This is a genomic window from Robertmurraya beringensis (assembly GCF_042433785.1).
Lineage (GTDB): Bacteria > Bacillota > Bacilli > Bacillales > Cytobacillaceae > Robertmurraya_A > Robertmurraya_A beringensis.
Map to the genome: position 1 here is coordinate 82,420 of NZ_JBHLUU010000123.1, position 22,777 is coordinate 105,196.

Below are 22,777 nucleotides of genomic sequence, written 5' to 3' on the forward strand. Positions count from 1 at the left end.
GAGAGGAGGAAGAGAAAATGGAAGAAGAAAAGGTGTTAAGAGGGCATCATCTCCTCTGTGTTCATGGTTTCAGAGGAAGGGGCTATAGTCCAACATTTGTTGAAAGAATGACGGAAATAGTAGGAAAAGTAAGAAATGATCATGATGACTTTATGATAAAAACGGTAGCGGCCTTTGATGATGCATGTATGGCTTGTCCCCATCGAGGGAACACAAAATGTGAGGCCAGTGCAGGATCTAATGAGCATGTTTTGTCTATGGATGAAAAAGTTCTATCCCATTTAGGATTAGAGAAAGAGAAGACTTACTTGAAGTCACATCTAGTCGCCTTAACAGCTTCCAAAGTCACTCCTGACGATTTGGATTATCTTTGTAAAGGATGCTCTTGGCTACCATATGGGGTTTGCAAAGAAGGGATAGAAGAGCTTCGAAAAAAAATAAATGATTTCTACTAAAATTATAGTAGAAAAAAGTAGAGCTTTGCTTCAATTTGTTTAATCATGTCAAAAGGACTCGAAAAATAAACGTTGAATGCGTTTGCTAAAACTAGTTATTGATGGTAAGATGTAAGAGAATTATTTTTGTTCGGTATGTAAGAAACTACTTCTTTATATCAATGAGAGCAAGGATAGTATTATAGGTGTCAAGGCACTAGGAGGTAACTCACAATGGAAAAAGGTAAAGTAAAATGGTTTAACGCAGAAAAAGGTTTTGGATTCATCGAGCGCGAAGGTGGAGACGATGTATTCGTTCACTTCTCAGCTATCCAAGGCGAAGGCTTCAAGACTTTAGAAGAAGGTCAAGAAGTTACTTTTGACGTAGAACAAGGACAACGTGGAGCACAAGCTGCTAACGTAAACAAAGCTTAATTTAAGCTTGAAAAAAAGACTCTTTACGAGTCTTTTTTTGTTTCTATTTTTTGGCCAACTCTTTTAAGTTTTCGACAATGCCAACTTGATAGGGTGTTTTTGGAAGTGGTCCAATAAGCGTTTCGTACTTGGATCCATCAAGGATGACAGGTGATTCATTTAAGTACATCATCTCTGTCACTTCTCTCATAGAAGGATTTAATAGACCGAGAGCCGCAATCATCCGTCGGCCAATCATTTTTACCTTCACAGGTTTATCAAGAAAATGAGAGGCAATCTTCGCAATTTCTTCTCCAGAAATCGTGCCCACACCAGAAATATTCCAATCCTGATTGTAACTGTCGTCTCTTAAGGCAAGTTCGACAAGCGCTTTTGCACCGTCCTTCGTATAAATAAATTCACGTTGAAGGGTCGTGTCTCCAACAAAACCAGCTGATTGCTTTTTTAGCATTTGCTTAAAGGTGTAATGAAGGATGGTACTCTCTGCTTTAGGTCCATAGAAATCTGGGAAGTAGGCAATGATGTAAGGAACTTTTGATGTTTGAATTTTGCTTTGCAGCTGTAAGCGAATGTTTCCTTTTTTCGTATGTGGATGTCTAGAGGTTTGTTCTGTAACCGGTGATGATTGTCTGCCGTAAGAATAAATATTATCAACGTAAATGAGGGGTTTTTTGTGTTTGGAACACTGAGTAAGAACAGCTTCAAGAATCTGAAATAAGCCAGGATTCCATTTTTCATAAGGAATATTGATAGAGTGAAATACGAGATCCACCTGTTTCACTGCCTCACCTAAGTGTTGCTCATTCAACACGTCGCCAACCTTGATCTTTGCTAACGAACCCCAATCATGCTTGAAAAGAGCTAGTTTATCAGAAGAACGCGCCAAGGCAATCGTTTCGATTCCTCTACTAACAAGTTCTTCTACTAAAGCAAATCCCATGCCGCCAGTTGCACCTAATACCAATGCTTTTTTCATATAAAATCTCTCCTTTTATCCGTTATTGACCACTGTTCAATAAAGTGTAAAAATAAAAGGCTTCTGCCACCCTTTATTTTATTTTAATGCTTTTAATAGAAACTCCACATGTGATTTGGCTAGTGGTTTCACGTCCTCAAAGGTGGTTTCGGTTCGGCAGTAATGCGTGACAAACCCATGGATCCCAATAAATAAGGACCATATCTCCTTTGGTGAAAGTCGCTTGGTTGCAAGGCTAGCAACCGCATTGGCAAAATGCAAATAGCTTTTATTAGGAGCCTCTAGCAGATAGCCTTTAATCTCCTCATCCTTAATCAGAAACATGACTTCATATTGAGGCTGATGGGTTAGGCCGAAACGGATGTACTCGAAAAGAATCAAATACAATTTTTCCTCATTAGAGTTAGTTGGAGTGGAAAGCACCTCTTCAAGTACTTGATCAAGAGTAAGGAAATCTTGAGTGACAATCCCATAAAAAAGCTCCGCTTTATTTTTAAAATGGTAGTAGATCGCCCCATGGCTACATCCAAGCTCTTTTGCCAACTTCCTCATTGAAAAAGAAGGATAGCCACTAGTTACAAATAATTCACGAGCAACATGGATAATCGCTTCTTTGGTTAGTTCGTCTTGTGCAGGTTTTCTAGGAGACAAAGATTTCACCTCATTAATTGAACACTGGTCAATTAAATAATACCTGTATTTCCTAATGTTGGCAAGGAGATTTTGATGAAGGTTGAAAAAATCGTAAGAAGGGAAGATAATGGTAGCATACTAATGGCAAAGGAGAAACATAATGATACGCTTTGGTGTAATAGGAACAAACTGGATTACCGAATCATTTTTACAGGCGGCAAATGAACTGCCAAGTTTTCAATTAACGTCCGTATATTCACGGTCAGAAGAGAAGGCGAAGGAATTCGGGGAGAAATACCAGGCTACGCATTTCTTTACAAACCTAGAGGAAATGGCAAAAAGTGAACATCTGGATGCGGTGTATATTGCTAGTCCGAACTCTTTGCACGCAGAACAAGCGATTTTATTATTAAAGCATGGAAAGCATGTTATTTGTGAAAAAGCGATTGCCTCGAATAAAGTTGAATTAGAGAAAATGATCCAAACAGCAAAGGAAAACAAAGTTCTTTTAATGGAAGCATTAAAATCAACTTTTGTTCCAAACTTTGCTGTGATTCAGGAGAATCTGGAGAAAATCGGTCAGGTACGCCGCGTATTTGCAAGCTATTGCCAGTATTCTTCTCGCTATGATGCCTATCGAAGTGGAACGATTTTGAATGCATTTGACCCTACTTTTTCCAATGGGGCATTGATGGATATTGGTGTGTATTGTATTTACCCAGTCGTGGCACTATTCGGGAAGCCCTTATCCGTTAAAGCATCTGGTGTCTTGCTGGAATCTGGTGTGGATGGAGAAGGAAGTATTCTTTTAACTTATAAAAATATGGATGCGGTGTTAATGTACTCAAAAATCACGAATTCTAGCATTCCTTCTGAAATTCAAGGGGAAGACGGAAATTTAGTGATCGATAAAGTGAACACGCCAGAAAAGGTTATACTCGAATACCGAAATGGAGAAAAAGTAGACCTTTCCGTTCCACAAAAAGTAAATTCAATGTATTATGAAGCAAAGGAATTCATTGAACTAATTGAAAAAGGCGAGACGGAATCAAATATTAATACATACGAAAACTCCTTAGTAACGATGGAAATTATGGATGAAGTCCGCAAGCAAATTGGTGTAAAATTCCCAGCGGATAATAAGGGATTATAATCACGAATAATACCCAACAAAAAACGGGCCACTTCACAGCTGGTCCGTTTTTCGTTGTTATTCTTCGCTTTTGTGTTGATGATGTGGTCCGCGGTCGGATCCACCGTGTGGTCCTTTAAAAATAAAGCCATTCTCTTCAAGCATTTTGTAATGCTCTTCATAGCGCTGAATCATTTTGTCCGCTTTTTCCTTCGGGATCACGCCAAATTCAGCGTATTTTTGAATCAGTTGTTTTTTCTGCTCCAAAATACCTTTATGTAATTTAGCGAGTTCTGCCTTTTGAGCGTCAGTTAATTTCACTTCTTGGGTGTTGTTAGCATCTTCAGGTTTTTCCACTTCAGCAAAAGAAGACGTGGCACCAAAGATAGACATCGAAAGCAAGCATGCAGCCATGACTCCAACAAATTTCTTCATTAATATCCCTCCTTTCCTTCATTCGAAGGTTAATTTTTCCTAATCTTGCTTTAAATATGCACGAATTGCTAAAAACAAGTGGAATAAAAAACCGTTGACACTTTTACAGAAATTCACTATAGTAACGATGACATATTCATATTCCCGTGTGTCGGGAGAGGTTCATAGCGAACAAAACCCTCTATAAAAAACTATGGCTTTGATGATACCTATCAACCATATCCAAACGAGGATATGGTTTTATTTTTTTAAATAGGAGGTTCTTTTCATGAGTGGAAGAAAAGATGAAGAATTAGAAGGCGTAACTTTATTAGGAAATCAAGGGACGAAGTACTTGTTTGAGTATTCTCCTAGCATTCTGGAGGCGTTTGATAACAAGCACCCGAATCGCGATTATTTTGTAAAATTTAACTGTCCGGAGTTTACTAGCCTTTGTCCAAAAACAGGTCAGCCAGACTTCGCAACGATTTACATTAGCTATATTCCTGATCAGAAAATGGTAGAAAGCAAGTCATTAAAGTTATACCTGTTTAGCTTTAGAAATCATGGAGATTTTCATGAGGATTGCATGAACATTATTATGAACGATTTAATTGAGTTAATGGATCCGCGCTATATTGAGGTATGGGGTAAATTTACTCCTAGAGGTGGAATTTCCATTGATCCATACACAAATTACGGCAAGCCAGGTACGAAATACGAAGAAATGGCCCATTATCGCTTAATGAATCATGACTTGAATCCAGAGACGATTGATAATCGCTAAAAACCATGAAAGCAGAGATTGAATTCTCTGCTTTTTATTTTTTTCTAAAAATTCGACAAAATCCTTCAAATTTCTTCAACCTGTGACGATATAAAGAAAAAACATTGTTGGAGTGAGGATATGTTTAAGAAAATACAAACCAAGATTATGCTAACGGTCAGTATCCTTATTGCTGTTACTTTATTAGTGGTTTCAGCTGTGACGTTTTTTAAAACGAAAGATGAAATCTTGACTAGTGTGAGTTCGAGCTCGAGTGCTCAAGTCGATAGCTTGAAAAGCAATATGGACTTATACTTACATTTTTATGGAAGTTCGGTTGATCGCTATAGTAAAGATAGCCGGGTTATTGATTACTTAAAGCAAGTGAAAGCGAACGAGCAAAATGGCTTAAGCATTTATTGGCCTATAATTGACAAAGACTTTCAAGAATTTATGAACCTCAATCAAAATGCTGCAACCATCTATGTTGGGGCAGAAACAAAGCAATTTACGACTACCCCTGTTATTGAGCTACCTGCAGATTTTGATCCAACGGGAAGACCTTGGTACACAGCAGCCGTTCAATCTTCAGGAGAAACCATTTGGACGGATCCATATGAGGATGCAAGCTCAGGAGAATATATCGTAACGGTAGCACAGTCTGTGGTTGATCCCGTAACGAAGGAAACTCTTGGGGTTGTTGGGATGGATCTTAGCCTAGCTGGATTATCAGGAATCATCAAAGAGACAAAAGTAGGCTATAATGGTTATTCCCTATTATTAGATCAAAGCGGAATAGCTTTAGTTCATCCAAAGGATCAAGGAAAAGATGTTAGTGAAAAATCTTATTTTTCTCAATTGAATAGTGGAGAAAAAGGGGCAACTTCATATACAGAAGATGGAACGGATTTCGAACTCTACTACCAAACACTCGGCCAAACAGGCTGGAAGGTCGGAATGGTATATGAGACGAAAAACGTACTAGAAAGCGCCAAAATCCTTCAAGACGCGATCCTCATCATTGCAGCAATCGCCATTATCATTGGTCTTGTGATTACCTATTTCCTATCAAAAAGTATCGCAAAACCAATCACCCTATTAAATCAGCAAGTTCAAGAGGTAGCAGCAGGAGATTTGACGATTCATGTGGAGAGCAAATCAAAGGATGAAACCGGTCAACTGACCGATCATTTTAACATTATGGTTGAAAACATGCGTGACCTGATAACCTCTGTAGAAAAATCGGTAGACAGTGTAAACGACTCAGCTTCTAACTTAACAGCCGTATCAGAGGAAACCATTGCGGCAAGTGAAGAGGTAGCAAGAGCAACAGGAGAGATTGCCACAGGTGCATATCAGCAAGCACAGGATGTAGACGGAGCAAACCAAAAGGCAATCGGATTATCTACACAAATCGAAAAAGTAAAAGATAATGTCAATGAAATGACTGGTTTATCCAAGCAAGCCGAAGTGACGAATGTAAAAGGCTTGGAGCAAATGAACTTCTTAAGACAACGAGCCATAGAAAGCGATGAGGTTATTAAGAGTGTTGGAACAGTCATTCATAACCTTGACTCAAAGGTGAAGGAAATTGAAAAAGTCATTCACTCAATTACAGAGATTTCAGATCAAACGAATCTTCTAGCCTTGAATGCGAGTATTGAAGCAGCTAGGGCAGGTGAGAGTGGAAAAGGGTTTGCTGTAGTTGCAGATGAGGTGAGAAAGCTGGCTGAACAATCAGCGAAAGCAGCACAACAAGTCAAACAAACGATCTCAAGTATTGAAAAAGAAACACAGCATGTTGTGAAGGAAATGGAGCAAACCGTAGCCATTTCAGAACTACAAAGCAAGGCTGTTGGTCAAACAGAAGTTGCGTTTAATGATATTTCACAAACGATCAACGCGATAGTCTCTTCCATCGGATCGATCAGAAGCGATATTGACCATATCAATGATTTAAAGGACGATGTGGTCGCATCAATTCAAAGCATCGCTTCCGTTGCAGAGCACTCTGCAGTAGCTTCAGACAAGGTAAGTGAATCAACTGAGGAGCAGGTGCGTGCGCTCGATTCGGTCACACAATCGGCCATTGAGTTAAATGAAGCAAGTGCAAAGCTTGCCGAAATGATTAAGAAATTTAAAATATAGCAATAGACCGGTGGGAAGAGTTCCTTCCGGTTTTTTTCGATTTAGTGGATAGTATTGGTTTTCAATTTTCTGCCCATTATGATAAAAGAAAAGAGGGATTTCATGAAGGAACATATAATAGAAGTTCTTCAGCAAATGGAGCGAGAATATGATGTTAAAGTATTGTACGCATGTGAGTCGGGAAGTCGGGCTTGGGGATTTTCTTCCATGGATAGTGATTATGATGTGAGATTTCTATATATACATACAAAGGAATGGTATTTGTCCATTGACCACCGAAGAGATGTACTAGAAGTGCCATCAAAAGACTCTCTTTCCATCCCAGTTCATCCACTTTTAGACATGAGTGGGTGGGAGTTAACGAAAGCATTAAGATTGTACCGAAAGTCTAACCCTCCATTTTTCGAGTGGCTTCATTCTGACCTTGTTTACTATGAAAAATATTCAACTCTAGAAAAATTGTTAGCCATCGAACAGAAGGTGTTTTCCCCTGTAACCTGTCTATACCATTATGTAAGTATGGCGAAAAGAAACTTCCGTACGTACCTTTTAGAAGAAGAGGTACATCATAAAAAGTACTTTACGGTTCTTCGTCCGATTTTGGCAGGGAAGTGGATTATTTTGAATCATACCTTTCCACCTATTAAGTTTGAGGTACTTGTAAAAGAACTGGTTCCTGTGGGCCCGGAAAGACAATCCATTGAAGAACTAATCGCCCATAAAAAAGCGAGAAAAGAGCACTCATTCCAGTTAGAACCTCCCATTCTAGTGCTTAACGACTACCTGCAACAAGAGATTGAATACATGGAAAGAATGACAAAGAACATGAAGGCAAGTGAAAATGACACATCCACACCTTTACTCAATGAGATTTTTAGAGAGTTATTAGAGAAAGCTTGGCAGTAAGTTCGTCCACTTTAAATTGTGAAATATCAGCATATGATCCTCCAATAAGTTAAAACTAGTCTATAATATAAGATAGTTTAGCAATGGAGTGATTAGAATTGGCGAGAGTAAAAGCAAAGAGCAAGAGTGGAGTAGGCAAAGGTACGGGAAAAAAAGGCTGGACGCGTTGGCAAGCTGGAGCAAAAAAAGCTAAGAATGCAAAGCCATATAAAAGCAAAGGTGTGAAGCATGGCCCTAGTTCAGGTGTGGAGAAAGGAACTACGGACCAAGCAGATAAATAAAGATGTGATGGGGAGAGGTAAAGATGGATGAGAGATACCCGATTGGGACGTTTCAGTTTGAGGGAGACATCAATAGAACGTTAACACATCAATGGATAGAGGAAATCGCCAGCTTGCCTAAAAAGCTTAGAGAAGCGGTTTCAGGTTTAAACAATGAACAGCTTGATACACCTTATCGTGACGGAGGTTGGACGATTCGGCAGGTGGTGCATCATATTGCTGATAGCCATATGAACGCATATATACGTTTTAAGCTGGCCTTGACTGAAGACAGCCCGGTTATTAAGCCATATGAGGAAGCGAGATGGGCGGAGTTAGAAGATTCGAAGCTACCGGTTGAGGTGTCTTTAACACTTATTGAGTCAGTCCACACAAGATTAGTAGCACTTTTAAAAAGTGTGAGTGAAGAAGAAATGAAACGAACCTTCGTCCATCCAGAGTCAGGGCTCGTGTCAGTAGAGAAAAATATCGGATTGTATGCATGGCATGGAAATCATCATCTTGCTCATATTACAAATGCAAAGCTGTAGTCCTTTATAGTAAAGGGTTCTGTTTTCGGGTATTTACTTATTAAAATACACAAGAAAAGACGTATGCATACGTCTTTTCTTTATGTCATTTGCAGTGCCGTTTTGAGTACCAATACCTAGGTTCAAGAGGGTCCGCACTTCTCGGTTGGGGACCTGGTTAAGCACTTGAGCTGATTAATAGACGGAGAAATTCCGCTTAATTAGTAATTTTTATTAAAAAAGGCTTAAATAGAAGGAGAGATTCCGCCTATTGGCTCGAAAAATACGAAAATAGGAGATTTTGCTTTGCATAAGCGGAAAACCTTCCCTTATTTACCCCAAAACAAGGCTCCATTCTGTATCTAACCGGAAATCCTCCGCTTATTTCTTTTGCTAGTTCGTTTTATATAAATTTCGTTTTGTATACATAATAAAGAAACTTGCCAATTATATCCTACAGATTTTTTATTTTTAGTTTGGTATATGAACTCAGTGAAATCTACTATTGTCATAAAATTTTCACATCTTGAGAAAACCTCTTATATCAAGTAAAAGAGAGGTGTAAATTTGGGTATTTTTTCAATTTTGTATGAAAAACATTCTCATTTAGGTTGACACTATTTATATATAAATATATGATAAAGCTTGTGATAATGATTCTCATTATTAGAGATTGTGATAAAGAGGAGAGCCGATGAAGAAACGATACTTACTACTCGCGTTACTTATTCTTTCAGTTCTATCTCTTTTTGTAGGGGTAAGCAGCATTTCACCGAGGATGTTACTTGACTTTCAATCAGAAGAAACTGAGATCTTTTTAATTAGTCGCGTTCCAAGGTTAATTGCTATTTTGCTAGCTGGAGCAGGGATGAGTATTGCTGGTTTGATCATGCAGCAATTAAGTAGAAACAAATTTGTTTCTCCGACAACCGCTGGAACATTAGATGCGACAAGGTTAGGAATTCTAGTATCGATGCTATTTTTTGCGAATGCAACAATGCTACAAAAGATGGGAATCGCCTTTGCCTTCGCCTTAGCAGGAACTTTTCTTTTTATGCAAATCCTGGACAGAATTAAGTTCAAGGATGCTATATTTATCCCACTGGTCGGACTCATGTTCGGAAATATTTTATCATCGGTTGCTACGTTTTTTGCGTATCGGGCTGATGTGATTCAGAATATGTCAGCATGGCTGCAGGGAGATTTTTCAATGATTATGAAAGGTCGCTACGAGCTGTTGTACATAAGTATACCGGTATTATTAGTAGCTTACTTGTATGCTAATCGATTCACAGTCGCTGGGATGGGTGAGGATTTTTCCAAAAACCTGGGTCTTGCCTATAAGCGAGTCGTGAATATAGGGTTGGTATTAGTGGCTCTTATTACGGTGACGGTGGTTCTTACCGTCGGGGTCATTCCTTTTTTAGGCTTAATTATTCCGAATATTATTTCTATTATTAAAGGGGACCATCTACAAAAGACGTTGCCACATACGGCGTTGCTAGGAGCGAACTTTCTTTTAGTAACCGATATTCTTGGCCGAGTCATTATTTATCCATATGAGATATCTATCTCTTTAATGGTCGGTGTGATCGGTAGTGGAATCTTCCTATTCTTGTTGTTCCGGAGGAAGGCATATGCGTAACTCAACCAAGAATATATTACTGACTGTGGCTGCAATAGCCGTTTGTACTCTTTATTTATTTCATGATTTGAATGGAAGCTATGATTATGCTCTTCCAAGAAGAGGATTCAAGGTAGTTGCCATGATTTTAACAGGGGTGGCTATCGCTTATTCCACTGTGGTATTTCAAACGATTACCCACAACCGAATCCTAACTCCGAGTATTATGGGGCTAGACTCCCTTTACATGCTCATCCAAACCGTGATTATTTTCTTCTTAGGTTCAACCCATGTTACGGTGACGAACAAGCAAGTGAATTTCAGCATTTCAGTCGTCGCGATGATTGTTTTCGCGCTATTACTCTATCGATTTCTTTTTAAGAAAGGAAATCAACCAATCTACTTTTTGTTATTAATTGGAATTATCGTAGGGACCTTTTTCTCAAGCATTTCGACATTCTTACAGGTATTGATTGATCCGAATGAATTCCAAATTGTACAAGATCGAATGTTTGCAAGCTTTAATAATATCAATACCGATATTTTATGGATTGCGATTGGGATTATCGGATTGCTCATTTTTTATGCTTGGCGATATACAACGTATTTAGATGTACTGTCTCTAGGTAGAGATAATGCCGTCAATCTAGGTGTGAATTATGATTCATTAGTAAAGAAAATGCTCATCCTTGTTGCGGTGCTTATTTCCGTCTCAACGGCACTTGTTGGTCCGATTACGTTCTTTGGATTGATTGTAGCAAACCTGTCTTATCAGTTGTTTGGAACCTATAAACACAAGATTCTGATCAGTGGAGCTGGTTTAATTAGTGTCATCGCCCTCGTAGGTGGCCAATGGGTGGTAGAAAGAATCTTTACTTTTTCAACGACACTAAGCGTCATTATTAACTTTATTGGTGGCGTGTACTTCATATACTTACTGCTAAAGGAGAGTCGATCATCTTGATCCAAGTTCAAGCACTTTCGAAGTTTTATGGAAAAAAGAAAGTCGTAGAAGATGTAACGGTCTCAATTCAAAGAGGAAAGATTACTTCTTTTATCGGCCCGAACGGAGCAGGAAAGTCCACTCTGTTATCGATGGTCAGTCGTCTTTTAGATGCTGATACAGGTGAGGTGCTCATTGATCAATCGAATATAAAAAAGATGAAGTCCAATGACTTTTCAAAAATTGTATCGATCTTAAAGCAATCGAATTATATGAATGTTCGTTTAACGATTCGTGAGCTGGTTGCATTCGGTCGCTTTCCTTATTCAAAGGGCCGTTTAACGGCTGAGGATGAGAAGATGGTTGATCAAGCAATCGAGTACATGGCGTTGAAGGACATGGAAGACAGATACTTAGATGAGTTGTCAGGGGGGCAAAAGCAGCGAGCGTTTATTGCGATGGTTATTGCTCAAGACACCGAGTATATCTTACTGGATGAGCCGTTAAATAATCTGGATATGAAGCATTCGGTACAGATTATGAAAATTTTACGTCGTCTGGTGGATGATCTTGGAAAAACGGTCGTGATCGTTCTTCATGATATTAATTTTGCTTCAGTCTATTCGGACCGTATCGTTGCTCTAAAGGATGGTAAGGTCGTAAAAGATGGACCAACGAATGAGATTATCCAATCAAAAGCATTGAAGGAAATTTATGATATGGATATTCCGATTCAAGAAATGAACAACTGCCGAATCTGCGTGTACTTTAATTCATAAAAAAGGGGATAGAAAAGATGAAGAAATTTGGTTTATTTTCACTGGTTTTCACTATGCTTTTCTTATTAGCTGCGTGTGGTAGCAATGAGGAAGCGAGCACGACGGCTAGCACAGAAGGAGAAAAAACAGAAGAAGTAACGATCTCTCACGAATATGGTGAAGTGACTGTAGAGAAGAGCCCTAAGAAGGTAGTAGTATTTGATTTTGGTGTTCTTGATACATTAGAAGCATTTGGGGTAGAAGTGGCTGGTGTTCCACAAGCAACTGTTCCAAAAAGCTTAGAAAAATATGCTGGTTCTGAATATACGAATGTAGGTGGCTTAAAAGAGCCTGATTTTGAAGCGATTCATCACTTAGAGCCAGATGTGATCTTTATTTCTGGAAGACAAGCGGAGTTATACGACCAATTTGCTGAAATTGCTCCAACCGTTTTCATTGATGTGGATTATACCAACTACATGTCTTCACTTGAAAAGAACTTTGAGCTTTTAGCAGAAATCTTTGAAAAAGAAGATGTTCTTGCTTCAAAAGTACAAGAGTTAAAAGCAAGCATTGATGAAGTGAACAAGGAAGCATCGGCTTCTGAAAGCAAAGCTCTGATTTTATTAGCGAACGAAGGAAAGGTAAGTGCATACGGCCCAGGTTCACGTTATGGTTTTGTTCATGATGCATTCGGATTCAAAGCAGTAGACGAGAACTTAGAAGTATCTCAACACGGTCAAAGTATTACATTTGAATACATTCTAGAGAAAAATCCAGATGTTATTTTTGTCATTGATCGCTCTGCTGCCGTTGGTGGAGAAGTGGGTGCAAAAGAAACGATTGAAAATGAGTTAGTAAAGAAAACAAATGCCTATAAAAACGGAAAAATTATTTACCTTGATGCTGTAAACTGGTACATCGCTGGAAATGGTGTTCAATCCACGCAATTGATGGTAGAAGAAGTAAAAGCAGCACTTAAATAAATGGTGAAAGCCGGACTTCGTTCCGGCTTTTTACAAATAGGAGGCCATTCCAATGTTTTATCAAATGAAAAAAATTGTGGTTGAAGAAGGACACTCTTCAAAGGTCATTGAGCGCTTTTCGAAGCAAGGCGGATTGATTGCAGAGCAACCAGGCTTTATTGATAAGCAAGTGCTATTGAAGAAAAGTCGCCGTGGGAACGAAGAAGTCATCGTTATGATTCGCTGGGAGTCAGAATCAGATTGGAAAAACTGGGAGAAGCACCCCGATCATATTGCTGGGCATAAAGCCAATGCTGGTAAACCAAAGCCCGAGTATGTGGTAGAATCTAGCCAGGATGTATATGAGTCACAAGTTTAATGGAAGGCACCTTAGAGGGTGTCTTTTGTTTTTTTATCTAGAAAAACGGTACCTAGTTCATCCAGTTGAGCCACCGCGATATCCGAAAGGCTTTGGATTCCGTTTGCCTGCAACATATTGCTCACCCAATTCTCATCCTTTCCAGTACCCTTTAAGTGATCCATAACGAGCTTTCCATCAATAATAAAGTTTCTTGGAATTCCACGAAAAGGGGGGGATATTTGTAAATCTTGATTTTTCGTGGTTTGCTGAGCTATTTTTTTCTGGGCGGAAAGTGATCCATCCGTTTCTAAAAAAGCATACTCCACCTCATCTAAATAGTAGATATCCTTTTTTCTTAATAATAATAATAAATCGTCCATCGTAAGCCTTGCTTTGGACATCCTGTCTTCTAAAATTTTCCCCTCTTTTATGACAAGCAAAGGCTCACTGTTAAGAAGCTTACGAGCATGGTGAGACTTCATGGAGAGGATATCAGAAATAAGAGTCAGAGTGGTGAAAATCACCATTCCAAATAGACCGATAGAAAGGGGGATTTGATCGGCAAAGATAAAAGAACCTCCCAAGGAACCAATCGTAATCCCTGCTATGAAATCAAAGAGTGTTAAATGAGAAATCAATTTTTTACCAAGAATTCGGCAGAATACATACAAGGCAATAAAGGTGATGCTTACTCTAGCTGCAGTATCTAAATAACTCATACACTCTTTTCCTCCAAAGACTTTTCATCATGGTACAAATCTAATATGTCCATAAAAAGGAAAAACACAACTGGTGATTTATTGGAAATAGAAAAAGACCTTCGAATGAGGTCTCTTTACTGAGTATTAATATTTAATCTTAAAGGAAGGATATGGATCGATTTTTTCCCTTGTATGTATTTCCATGTTGTTGACCTTAGAGAATGGATTTCCTTCTCGTACGGACTCTATAAAAAGCTGGAGATCCTCCGGTTGACCGACAGCAATAATTTCTACGCTGCCATCCTCCATATTTTTTACCCAGCCGGTGACTCCATATTGGGCTGCTCTCATTTGCGTATAGTATCGAAAGCCAACCCCTTGAACTTTACCAGAAACGACAATATGTAACTGGTCCACGTTATTCACTCCTAAATTCAACTTCAATTATATATATGTAGTTTCATCCTCCCATAATTCGAATTTCATTGCAATAGCCTCTTTCAGTTATCCAGGTAACCGAGGTGCTGCTGGGTTTGTTTGTAAAAAACAAGATGATTACATAAGTTGTAGTAGTTCCTGAGAAAATATATAAGAAGTTATTTGAAAAGGAGCATCTGTGATGACAAAATCAAAGAGTCAAGAAGAACGTCAGTGGAGGCAGAGAAAAGAAAATCAGCATCCTCATGGAAAAGTAAAAAGCTTTGAGGAATTAGGTGCTGGAGTCGAAGGGAAAAATAACGACAATAAGTAAAGCATGAGGAATTTCCTCATGCTTTTTTTATCGCTTTTTCTTTTTGGAGTTATCTACTACTGCAAGTTTATTTTTATTAACTGCTTCAAGAGCAACATATACGTGAACATACTTTTCATCGATGGGTGATACGGCCGTGATCTTTCCTTTTCGCCCCTTGATCTTAACATTTTCCCCTTCTGCAGGGAGATTTTTGAGTAACTGAGTTAATAAAACATTTCTATGATCATAATAAGTTACAACAAACATCTAGACCTCACCTATTCCTTTGAAGTATGTGGAATCATCCATGTTATAAAATATAGGAAAGTCGGAGGGTTTAGACCATCTGTGGGAAAAATTTTTCTTATAGAAAAAGACTTGGTTTGGGAACCAAGCCTTTTTAGTATCGAATTAGAAAGCCCAATTTCCGTTTCGGAATACGGGTTCTGTTTGGTCATTATTTGTAATACCATCGATGTTCATTTCAGCTGAGCCGATCATGAAATCAACATGTGTGATGCTTTCGTTGAGACCATTCTTCTCAAGATCTTCAGCAGACATCGTTTTTCCACCTTCGATACAGAATGCGTAGGCACTTCCAATCGCTAAGTGGTTGGATGCATTTTCGTCGAAAAGGGTGTTGTAGAAAAGCACATTTGATTGAGAGATGGGAGATTGGAACGGCACCAATGCGACTTCTCCTAAATAATGTGAACCTTCATCCGTATCAACAAGACGTTTTAAAATGTCCTCACCTTGCTCGGCCTTTACATCCACAATGCGCCCATTTTCAAAAGTAAGGGTAAAGTTATCAATGATATTTCCACCGTAGCTAAGCGGTTTGGTGCTTGCTACATATCCGTTTACTCCTGTTCTGTGTGGAACAGTAAACACTTCTTCCGTAGGCATATTGGCCATGAAGTGGTTTCCTTGTTCGTTAATGCTGCCAGCACCCACCCAAATATGTTTTTCTGGAAGTTCAATCGTTAAATCTGTTCCAGGAGCCGTATAGTGTAGCTTTTTGTAACGACGTTCGTTTAAGTAAGCAACTTTCTCATGAAGTGTTTCGTCATGCTTTTTCCATGCTTCCACTGGATTGTCTAGGTCTGCACGAGTCGCTTTAAAAATGGCATCCCAAAGGAGATTCACTTGTTCTTCAGGTGCTGCGTCTGGGAATACTTTAGCAGCCCAATCAGGAGAAGGAGTGGCAATAACAGTCCAACTCACTTTATCCGACTGAATTTTTTTACGGTAATTGCTTAATGCTGTACCCGCAGCTTTTTGAAAGTTTGCGATACGCTCAGGGTTGACACCTTTTAATAGATCAGGACTTGAGGAAACGATGGACATGAAGGCAGCGCCTTTGTCGGCAAGCTCTTCCATTTCACGAGCCCGCCATTCAGGATACTCTGTAAAAGCTGCATCTGGTGCCAGCTCATATTTCGCGCGAGTGACCATGTCATCTGCCCAGTTTACAATTACGTTATGAGCACCCACCTCATAAGCTTTACGGACCACTAGGCGAACAAACTCAGCTGAGTCGAGTGATGTATTGATAACGAGTGTCTGGTTAGGCTGGACGTTCACGCCCACTTTAACCGCCAGCTCTGCGTATTTTTCTAAGTTATTTTGAAAGCTCATATGTATAGTCTCCTTTTTGGTGGATTCTTCTTTCTTATTGTATTCGTTTTTTCAAAAAAAAGAAAACAAATTCGCCACCCGAAAGGTTTTTTTGTACATGATTGGATGGCGACTTAGCTGCTAAACCGACACATATAAGCCCCGCGATAAGGAGAAGCTCAAAACGGTGATTCACATAGAAAATCGCACCCAGTAGTGGACCGATTACGACTGCGATGTTAATCGATGTATAAAAGACGGCAAACACGCTGCTTCGGTTTTCCTCGTCGACCACATCAGCCACCATGGCCTGACTAGCTGGCCAGTAGATGGATCCGAAAAAACCAACAAATGAGAAGCAGAGGAAGCCAATCCATGGAGACTGAAGCCACGGTGAATCTGCCAGTCCGAACAAGATAAAGCAAATGCCTTGGCCAAAAGCAGAAAGAACCATCATTCGTTTACGACCGTATCGATCTGCACAATAACCGCCTATAAGATTGGCAAAAACCGAAAGAACCTGTGAAAGAATTAATAACAAACCAGCGAGGCTTTTGCCGAACTCATCGGCAAAATATATCGTTAAAAAGGGAAAAAACATCCAAAAGGTAATGTTCATTAACGCCTCACCAAACAAACGAACCTTCAAATTGGAATCCCAATCGCGTATTCTCATGCTGAAAACCCTCCTCAATGCAATAACAATTGCGGTGTCAGACACCCTCCGTGGACAAAACCCCCCGATCTGTCTTTTTATGGTGTCTGTCACCGCTCGTGGACAGATTGTCCTGATTTGTCCGTGTGGGGCGGACACTTTTGTTCCTGAAAAAACGCTTAGGTGCCTGGGGCGCCTTAGCGTTCCTTTTATATTGTTAATTTTTAATCTTTCTTTTCTAGCGCTGCTTTTAATAAGTCTCCGAGGCTGTTTCCGAAGTTGTCATCCTTTTGTGAGTACTTTTGGACAAGCTTTCGTTCTTCGCGTTTATTAACTGCTTTCTTTCGTTCCTCTGCTTTCTCGACCACATTACATTTGCGGCATTGGAAGTACAAGCCAGCTTTTCCTTCATGCATTTCCATTTTCTTTTTACACTGAGGACAGCGGCGGTTAGAAAGCTTAGGATCTTTACGCTTTCGGTAGTTACATTCCGAACTTGAGCAGACGAGAATCTTGCCTTCTTTTGTGTTTCTCTCTTTCAACAAAGATTGGCACTCTGGACACTTGGATCCCGTTAAATTATGAGCACGATACGATTTATCGCTCGTCTTAATTTCAGAAATCAATTGCTCGGTTTGCTTCCGAATCCGTTTTAAAAATTGCTTTGGATCTCCTTTGCCACGTGAAATGGCTTCAAGCTCTTTTTCCCATTGTGCAGTAAGCTCTGGAGACGTAAGTTCCTCATTCACAAGATCCATCAATTGCTTTCCTTTAGGAGTCGGATGTAAACGTCCATTTTTCCGTTCAACGACCTCGGTTTCAATGATTCTTTCGATGATCTCGGCGCGAGTAGCAGGGGTTCCGAGGCCATATTTCTCCATTTGACCTAAAATATCTGACTCTGAGAATCGTGCAGGAGGTTCGGTTAGCTTTTTCTCCGCTTGAACCTGGCCGATCGAGAAGGACTGTCCTTTCGTGATCTGACCAAGCTTTTGACCACTTATCTCCTCGTCTTTTCCTGTAATAGCTTTAAAACCTGCATCAACTACAACCGTTTCCTTCGTAGAAAATGACTCCCCGTTCACATCAAATATGGCACGAACGGTTTCGTACTGATAGGCAGGGTAAAAAAGAGCAAGGAATCGCTTCACAATTAAATCGTACAGCTTTCGTTCATCTGACTCTAAATCACGAAGAAATAATCGCTCTTCGGTAGGAATAATCGCATGGTGGTCAGTTACTTTTCCATTATTAAACACCCGTTTGGCGACTACCTTCCCTTTGTTAGCGAGAATGCTACGTACTTCTTCCTTATAGCCCCCAGCAATCGCTTCAACTCGATCAAGCATCGTCGCTTCCATATCGGTCGTGAGGTAACGAGAGTCCGATCGAGGGTAAGTTACCGAGCTGTAAGGCAATCCCTATACGATTATGGTCTCTTCGGTGCTTATTAATAAATTCAAGATCTTCTAAGTTAAAGGTATAGTACATTTCTATGTCATGATCACTAATATCGTCAGGAATGGACATAAACATATTTCGTTGATCAGAGGTCAACAATTCTTTTCCTCTCATGTTATAGCTCCTCGTTAGATATTTCTTTCTTTCCTAAGTAACGATATAAAGTTGTTGCTCCTATTCCTGTAGCATCTTTAATTTGTGATAAGGAGTAGTCTTTACTTTTATACATCTTTAAAGCAAGCAGGATTTTTTTTGATCCAACCTTCGGTCTACCTCCATTTCTTCCCCTAGCTCTAGCTGCCACCAAGCCATCTTTTGTTCTCTCACTAATAATGTCCCTTTCTAATTCTGCTATGCTAGCCAACATCCTGAAAAAGAATCGTCCCATAGCTGTCGTTGTGTCAATTTTATCTTGAATAGAAACGAAATGAATTCCTTTTTCTTCAAACTGTTCCATGAGTTCAATTAAATGTTTGGTACTCCGACTGATACGATCTAATTTATAGACAACCACTGTGTCACCTTTACGGAGGATTTTTAGAAGCTCATCTAACTGATGGCGATTTTTCTTTTTTCCCGATTCTTTTTCTTCGAAAATCTGATCCACATCATAATGTTTCAATGCATCAAGTTGTAATCCATCTTCCCACTTTCTGCTGATACATCAAGACCTGACTTTGCAGTAGATTGTTTATTACAAGGTAGAATAATCGTAATAGTAGATGGCTCTCCGTTAGTCATTATTGCTCCTGTAAACATTACTTTCTTGATTAAACAGCAGAAGATTCACATATTAACTATTTACCCATTTCGTTAGCTCGATTTTATCGATGGATAGGATTTCTTTTAGCTGTCTACCTACCCGGCTTCTGGATGGCACTGCTTGCATACCATCAAGATCAGATTCCTTTTCCTCTTCTTGCGACTGTAACTGTTGCAAGATCGGGTTTGCCATTTCCTGCACCATTAGATTTATTCCTTTTTGAAATGTTCCGTGAAGCTGGCCAAAGATTACCCTCACCTCTTGGACAAACCCTCTCCGTGGTGGGCGGACTCATCATTGGTGACGCTGCAATTCGATCGGGTTTTATTTCTCCTTCAGTCATTGTTATTACGGCTCTTTCTGCCATTTCAGGGTATACACTAGTGAACCAAATATTAGCAAGTGCAATATCTATTCTCAGAGGCGTTGTTCTTGTTTGTTCGATTTTTATGGGTCTATACGGTTTTATGATTGCAGGATTTTTTATCGTTATTTATATAGCGAGGTTACGTTCTTTCGGAATCCCTTACCTAGCTTTAGTATTTCCGAAGTCTAGTTCGGATTTTTTTAAAGCACTGTTTCGATTACCATGGAAAAGTTATAGAGAACGAGTAAGTTATGTTCGTACGCCTGATAGCTCAAAGACGGATGAAGGAGAGTGACGATATTGAAAATACGCAAACTCTTTTTAATAAGCATAATTACTCTCTTTAGTTCGGTGTTATCGGGATGTTGGAATATCAAAGAAGTACAAGATACTTACTATGTTGCAGCACTTGGAATGGACTATAAAGATGGAAAATATATAGCCTATGCTCAATTACTGGACTTTTCTAATGTGGCTAGACTAGAAGGCGCCAGACCTGATAAGCAGCCACCGGTTTGGATTGGGAGAGGTGAAGGAATTACGATGACAGAAGCATTAAATCAATTATACAAGGATGCACAACAAAGACTTTTTTGGGGACATGTGTCTACACTAATTTTGAGCAATAAACTACTTAAGCAAGATATTAAAACCTCTATTGTATGAGTAAAATGTTTGTGGGAGATGTTGTACCCTGTTTCTCAATGGATGGGGCGTAGACCCATCCATTGAGAAACAGGTCACCAAACGGAAGTGCGGTAGATGGAAAATAAAATCAAATGAAAAAAGGACTCTCTTCTTGTATAGTAAAGTCTGCGAAAACCACAAATACAAGGAAGAGGAGTCCTATGAAAAAAGATACCATACAATTACCCACATTAAAAGAACTGGAAAAAGATTTATTTGTTATGCTTCAAAAGACATTTGGTGAAGTTCTCACGAAGCAACTCGAAGAAATGGATCAACAGATTGCAGAAAATAGAGATAAAAAGAGATTTTACCTTCAGGATAAGCGAGCCGTAGAGATGGATACTTCATTCGGTTCTATTATCATCAATCGGAATTACTATAGGGACAGGGAAAAGGGTGGATACGTTTATCTCCTTGATCACTATTTAGAGTTTGAGGGGTCAAAAGGTTTCAGTCCCCTAGTTGAAACGATGGCAATGGAAATGGCAGTTCAAGGTACATCCTATCGTCATGCTTCCTCCATGATTGAGAAACTACTAGGTTACAAAGTAATCAGCCATGAGACTATTCGTCAACACCTTCTACAAACAGAAGTTACTTTCGTCAAGCCGACCGACCAATTGAGGAAAGTGCTCTTTGTAGAAGTAGACGGACTATATGTGAAAAGGCAACGTGGAAAACGACGTGGGCGGGAAGAAAAGATTGCTTCCGTACATGAGGGCTGGATAGTCAACGGGAAACGAACATCCTTAATCGCAAAACGTCACTATGTCCACAAAGGTAAAAAAGCGTTCTGGGAAGGATTTGAGCAGTTCTTAATAGATAATTACAACTACAATCCGAGTGAACATCACCTCGTAATTAATGGGGATGGAGCCCAGTGGATTACGGCTTGTCAGGATCACTATAAGAATGCATTCTTTGTCATCGACCGATTCCATGTAGCTCGTGAGGTTAAAACGCTTTTCAAAGGCCATAAGAGATATAGAGTCATTCGTAAGAAACTGGCTCAATATGATGCGAAAGGATTCCTAGTGGAACTTAATAGTGCAGTTGGTACTCTTGAAAACGAAAAGAAAGAAGAACGGTTAGAAGAGTTCATACAACAGCTGTCAAAATATCCTCAGGCCCTTGGAGATTATCGCGAATGGTTGAAGGAAAAAGACATAGACACCAGCCACTATCGTCCAATGGGAAGTGCGGAAGGAACGATGAGTGTATTCGCTAAACGGCTTAAAAACGGCCGCAGCTGGTGCGATAAAGGAATACAAGCATTTATTGACTTTATGGTTGGTATGAAGGATGAATTAGAAATCAAGACGATTTTAGGACGAATTAACCCTAACGATCAAACCGCTTCTGTTTCTCAGCCAAAATATTATGTGGAAAAGTTAAAGAGTTCAGTCGGAGAGCTAACAAGAAATAATTTATCATATTTAAATCAGCAAAAAGGAAAGCCGATATACCATGCTTTACAAGCCTTACGAGGTTTTTAAAAAATGAAGGAAATGAACAAAAACAAAACTAAATTGTTTAGATAACGCTTTCATTTAGGTGGGAAATATAACAAATAAGAGAGGAGTTTTTCTATCCAAAAAAACCTCCCACAAAAACTTGACTCAATCACCTCTATTGATTTTATTAATCGGTATCGGGAAATACGATATAATATCTTATTGTATGCTACAAAGGAATCCATTGAAGATGTATTTAAAACAAAATCATTTTTCACCTTATCTGGACTTTCGACCATTCTTCACGAACCAAGAGAAGGATATAAGCAAAGATCCTACATACAACCTATTCAATTTTTCCAATTCATACGAGATAGCGATCCTGTTGGGCAAACAGCTTACATTCCTTCTATAAAAATATCCACTGAAAATTGGAAAGAGGAAGATAATAAAGCACCATTGTTAAGAAATGACGGTGCTTTCTTTGTAAGGAATAAGCATCTGCAAGGCTGGCTTTCTGAATCTGATTTAAACGGTCTAAGATGGATGGATGAAAAAACTGTTCGATCTCCTTTGTGGATAGTTGAAGATGACCAACCTATTGTTTCTATAGTATTAGAAAAACCCAAGATAAAAATTACACCTGTTATCCATAACGAACAAGTGATATATAACATTAACATAGTCGTACAAGCTGGAATAAACGAAAAGTTAAAGGAAATTAGTGAAAATAAGTTAATTGCTAACACTGAAAAAATAATAAGGGATGAGATTTTAAAGACTTTTGAGAAAGGAGTAGAGATAAATTCGGATGTTTATAAGTTAGGAGAAATATTATATCGTGAGAACCCCCAGAAATGGAATAAAGAGATAAAAGAAAAGCGATTTTTCTTAAATAAGGATAGTATCGAGCAAATCAACCTCATAAGCCCCAAAATGAACTTGGACAATAAGAGTAATATTTATTATACTGCTTAATGTACCAAGGAGGCTGACATCATGAAACGAATAAAACATTCTAAAGAATTTAAATTACAAGTCATCAAGG

Annotated in this window: 26 protein-coding genes and 3 pseudogenes; 18 read left to right on the forward strand and 11 right to left on the reverse strand. The window is 39.1% G+C overall.

Translation table 11 applies throughout. From position 1 onward, the window contains the following. Positions 1-17: 17 nt before the first annotated feature. The gene (locus tag ACFFHF_RS20845) at positions 18-455 is read left to right on the forward strand and encodes a DUF1284 domain-containing protein (RefSeq protein ID WP_340902368.1); all 438 of its coding nucleotides are present in this window, start codon (positions 18-20) and stop codon (positions 453-455) included. A gap of 213 nt (positions 456-668) precedes the next feature. Further along, complete coding sequence (locus ACFFHF_RS20850; protein ID WP_066052591.1) at positions 669-869, forward strand: cold-shock protein; 201 nt, start codon at positions 669-671, stop codon at positions 867-869. 43 nt (positions 870-912) lie between these two features. Here ACFFHF_RS20850 and ACFFHF_RS20855 read toward each other — a convergent pair whose 3' ends face one another. After that, the gene (locus ACFFHF_RS20855) at positions 913-1,845 is read right to left on the reverse strand and encodes an SDR family NAD(P)-dependent oxidoreductase (protein ID WP_160547233.1); all 933 of its coding nucleotides are present in this window, start codon (positions 1,843-1,845) and stop codon (positions 913-915) included. Positions 1,846-1,923: 78 nt separating this feature from the next. Next, entirely contained in the window at positions 1,924-2,496 is a 573-nt protein-coding gene (locus ACFFHF_RS20860; protein WP_160547232.1) for a TetR family transcriptional regulator, read from the reverse strand. A gap of 142 nt (positions 2,497-2,638) precedes the next feature. Between ACFFHF_RS20860 and ACFFHF_RS20865 the strand changes: the two genes are divergently transcribed. Then, positions 2,639-3,631: a Gfo/Idh/MocA family protein gene (locus ACFFHF_RS20865; RefSeq protein ID WP_160547231.1), complete on the forward strand. Its 993-nt coding sequence runs from the start codon at positions 2,639-2,641 to the stop codon at positions 3,629-3,631. 57 nt (positions 3,632-3,688) lie between these two features. On the opposite strand, the gene ACFFHF_RS20870 is transcribed toward ACFFHF_RS20865, so the two are convergent. Then, complete coding sequence (locus tag ACFFHF_RS20870; RefSeq protein ID WP_377058956.1) at positions 3,689-4,045, reverse strand: YckD family protein; 357 nt, start codon at positions 4,043-4,045, stop codon at positions 3,689-3,691. Positions 4,046-4,313: 268 nt separating this feature from the next. On the opposite strand from ACFFHF_RS20870, the gene queF reads away from it, so the two are divergent. The 10 genes from queF to ACFFHF_RS20920 all read left to right on the forward strand — a co-directional run bounded on the left by queF (position 4,314) and on the right by ACFFHF_RS20920 (position 13,303). Then, the gene (gene queF / locus ACFFHF_RS20875; RefSeq protein ID WP_119706693.1) at positions 4,314-4,811 is read left to right on the forward strand and encodes a preQ(1) synthase; all 498 of its coding nucleotides are present in this window, start codon (positions 4,314-4,316) and stop codon (positions 4,809-4,811) included. 120 nt (positions 4,812-4,931) lie between these two features. Continuing rightward, positions 4,932-6,938: a methyl-accepting chemotaxis protein gene (locus tag ACFFHF_RS20880; RefSeq protein WP_377058957.1), complete on the forward strand. Its 2,007-nt coding sequence runs from the start codon at positions 4,932-4,934 to the stop codon at positions 6,936-6,938. A gap of 102 nt (positions 6,939-7,040) precedes the next feature. Beyond that, entirely contained in the window at positions 7,041-7,844 is an 804-nt protein-coding gene (locus tag ACFFHF_RS20885) for a nucleotidyltransferase domain-containing protein (protein WP_377058959.1), read from the forward strand. Between the two features lie 98 nt (positions 7,845-7,942). Continuing rightward, positions 7,943-8,125, forward strand: coding sequence for a DUF3934 family protein (locus ACFFHF_RS20890; protein ID WP_160547227.1), 183 nt, complete (start codon positions 7,943-7,945; stop codon positions 8,123-8,125). Positions 8,126-8,148: 23 nt separating this feature from the next. Further along, positions 8,149-8,655 (forward strand): YfiT family bacillithiol transferase, encoded by a 507-nt coding sequence (locus ACFFHF_RS20895; RefSeq protein ID WP_377058960.1) that lies wholly within the window; start codon positions 8,149-8,151, stop codon positions 8,653-8,655. A gap of 673 nt (positions 8,656-9,328) precedes the next feature. Next, positions 9,329-10,279, forward strand: coding sequence for an ABC transporter permease (locus ACFFHF_RS20900; RefSeq protein WP_377058961.1), 951 nt, complete (start codon positions 9,329-9,331; stop codon positions 10,277-10,279). Beyond that, positions 10,272-11,222, forward strand: coding sequence for an iron chelate uptake ABC transporter family permease subunit (locus tag ACFFHF_RS20905; protein WP_377058962.1), 951 nt, complete (start codon positions 10,272-10,274; stop codon positions 11,220-11,222). Before ACFFHF_RS20900 ends, ACFFHF_RS20905 begins: the two co-directional genes overlap by 8 nt. Next, the gene (locus tag ACFFHF_RS20910; RefSeq protein ID WP_377058963.1) at positions 11,219-11,980 is read left to right on the forward strand and encodes an iron ABC transporter ATP-binding protein; all 762 of its coding nucleotides are present in this window, start codon (positions 11,219-11,221) and stop codon (positions 11,978-11,980) included. The genes ACFFHF_RS20905 and ACFFHF_RS20910 overlap by 4 nt, the downstream gene beginning before the upstream one ends. A gap of 17 nt (positions 11,981-11,997) precedes the next feature. Continuing rightward, entirely contained in the window at positions 11,998-12,945 is a 948-nt protein-coding gene (locus tag ACFFHF_RS20915; RefSeq protein ID WP_377058964.1) for a siderophore ABC transporter substrate-binding protein, read from the forward strand. 52 nt (positions 12,946-12,997) lie between these two features. Continuing rightward, a complete protein-coding gene (locus tag ACFFHF_RS20920) occupies positions 12,998-13,303 on the forward strand; it encodes an antibiotic biosynthesis monooxygenase family protein (RefSeq protein ID WP_377058965.1) in 306 nt (101 codons plus the stop codon). Positions 13,304-13,314: 11 nt separating this feature from the next. Here ACFFHF_RS20920 and ACFFHF_RS20925 read toward each other — a convergent pair whose 3' ends face one another. Further along, positions 13,315-14,004, reverse strand: a complete 690-nt coding sequence (locus ACFFHF_RS20925; RefSeq protein WP_160547220.1) for a DUF421 domain-containing protein — start codon at positions 14,002-14,004, stop codon at positions 13,315-13,317. Positions 14,005-14,130: 126 nt separating this feature from the next. Continuing rightward, positions 14,131-14,403: an acylphosphatase gene (locus ACFFHF_RS20930; RefSeq protein ID WP_340902397.1), complete on the reverse strand. Its 273-nt coding sequence runs from the start codon at positions 14,401-14,403 to the stop codon at positions 14,131-14,133. Between the two features lie 202 nt (positions 14,404-14,605). On the opposite strand from ACFFHF_RS20930, the gene ACFFHF_RS20935 reads away from it, so the two are divergent. Then, a complete protein-coding gene (locus tag ACFFHF_RS20935; protein ID WP_340902399.1) occupies positions 14,606-14,737 on the forward strand; it encodes a DUF6254 family protein in 132 nt (43 codons plus the stop codon). Between the two features lie 27 nt (positions 14,738-14,764). Here the strand turns inward: ACFFHF_RS20935 and ACFFHF_RS20940 are convergent, their stop codons facing one another. The 6 genes and pseudogenes from ACFFHF_RS20940 to ACFFHF_RS20965 form a co-directional block, all read right to left on the reverse strand. Beyond that, positions 14,765-14,986 (reverse strand): hypothetical protein, encoded by a 222-nt coding sequence (locus ACFFHF_RS20940; protein WP_119706709.1) that lies wholly within the window; start codon positions 14,984-14,986, stop codon positions 14,765-14,767. A gap of 144 nt (positions 14,987-15,130) precedes the next feature. After that, positions 15,131-16,360, reverse strand: coding sequence for an aminopeptidase (locus tag ACFFHF_RS20945; RefSeq protein ID WP_377058966.1), 1,230 nt, complete (start codon positions 16,358-16,360; stop codon positions 15,131-15,133). A gap of 118 nt (positions 16,361-16,478) precedes the next feature. Further along, positions 16,479-17,015: pseudogene (locus tag ACFFHF_RS20950) on the reverse strand (MFS transporter); the annotation flags it as partial. Positions 17,016-17,218: 203 nt separating this feature from the next. Further along, positions 17,219-18,406: pseudogene (locus ACFFHF_RS20955) on the reverse strand (DNA topoisomerase); the annotation flags it as partial. After that, complete coding sequence (locus ACFFHF_RS20960) at positions 18,336-18,569, reverse strand: DUF4158 domain-containing protein (protein ID WP_340902407.1); 234 nt, start codon at positions 18,567-18,569, stop codon at positions 18,336-18,338. The gene ACFFHF_RS20960 and the pseudogene ACFFHF_RS20955, both read right to left, overlap by 71 nt. Position 18,570: 1 nt before the next feature. Then, positions 18,571-19,116, reverse strand: a complete 546-nt coding sequence (locus tag ACFFHF_RS20965; RefSeq protein ID WP_340906155.1) for a recombinase family protein — start codon at positions 19,114-19,116, stop codon at positions 18,571-18,573. Between ACFFHF_RS20965 and ACFFHF_RS20970 the strand changes: the two are divergent. From ACFFHF_RS20970 to ACFFHF_RS20985, 4 genes and pseudogenes are all read left to right on the forward strand, one after another. Beyond that, positions 19,096-19,880 (forward strand): annotated as a pseudogene (locus ACFFHF_RS20970) (spore germination protein). The gene ACFFHF_RS20965 and the pseudogene ACFFHF_RS20970 sit on opposite strands and share 21 nt — an antisense overlap. A 5-nt stretch (positions 19,881-19,885) precedes the next feature. Next, a complete protein-coding gene (locus ACFFHF_RS20975) occupies positions 19,886-20,251 on the forward strand; it encodes a Ger(x)C family spore germination protein (protein ID WP_377058967.1) in 366 nt (121 codons plus the stop codon). A 182-nt stretch (positions 20,252-20,433) separates the two neighbouring features. Next, positions 20,434-21,771 carry an ISLre2 family transposase gene (locus ACFFHF_RS20980; protein WP_377058968.1) on the forward strand — a complete coding sequence of 446 codons (1,338 nt, stop codon included), beginning with the start codon at positions 20,434-20,436 and terminating at the stop codon, positions 21,769-21,771. 144 nt (positions 21,772-21,915) lie between these two features. After that, positions 21,916-22,707, forward strand: a complete 792-nt coding sequence (locus ACFFHF_RS20985; RefSeq protein ID WP_446695005.1) for a Ger(x)C family spore germination C-terminal domain-containing protein — start codon at positions 21,916-21,918, stop codon at positions 22,705-22,707. Positions 22,708-22,777 lie beyond the last annotated feature (70 nt).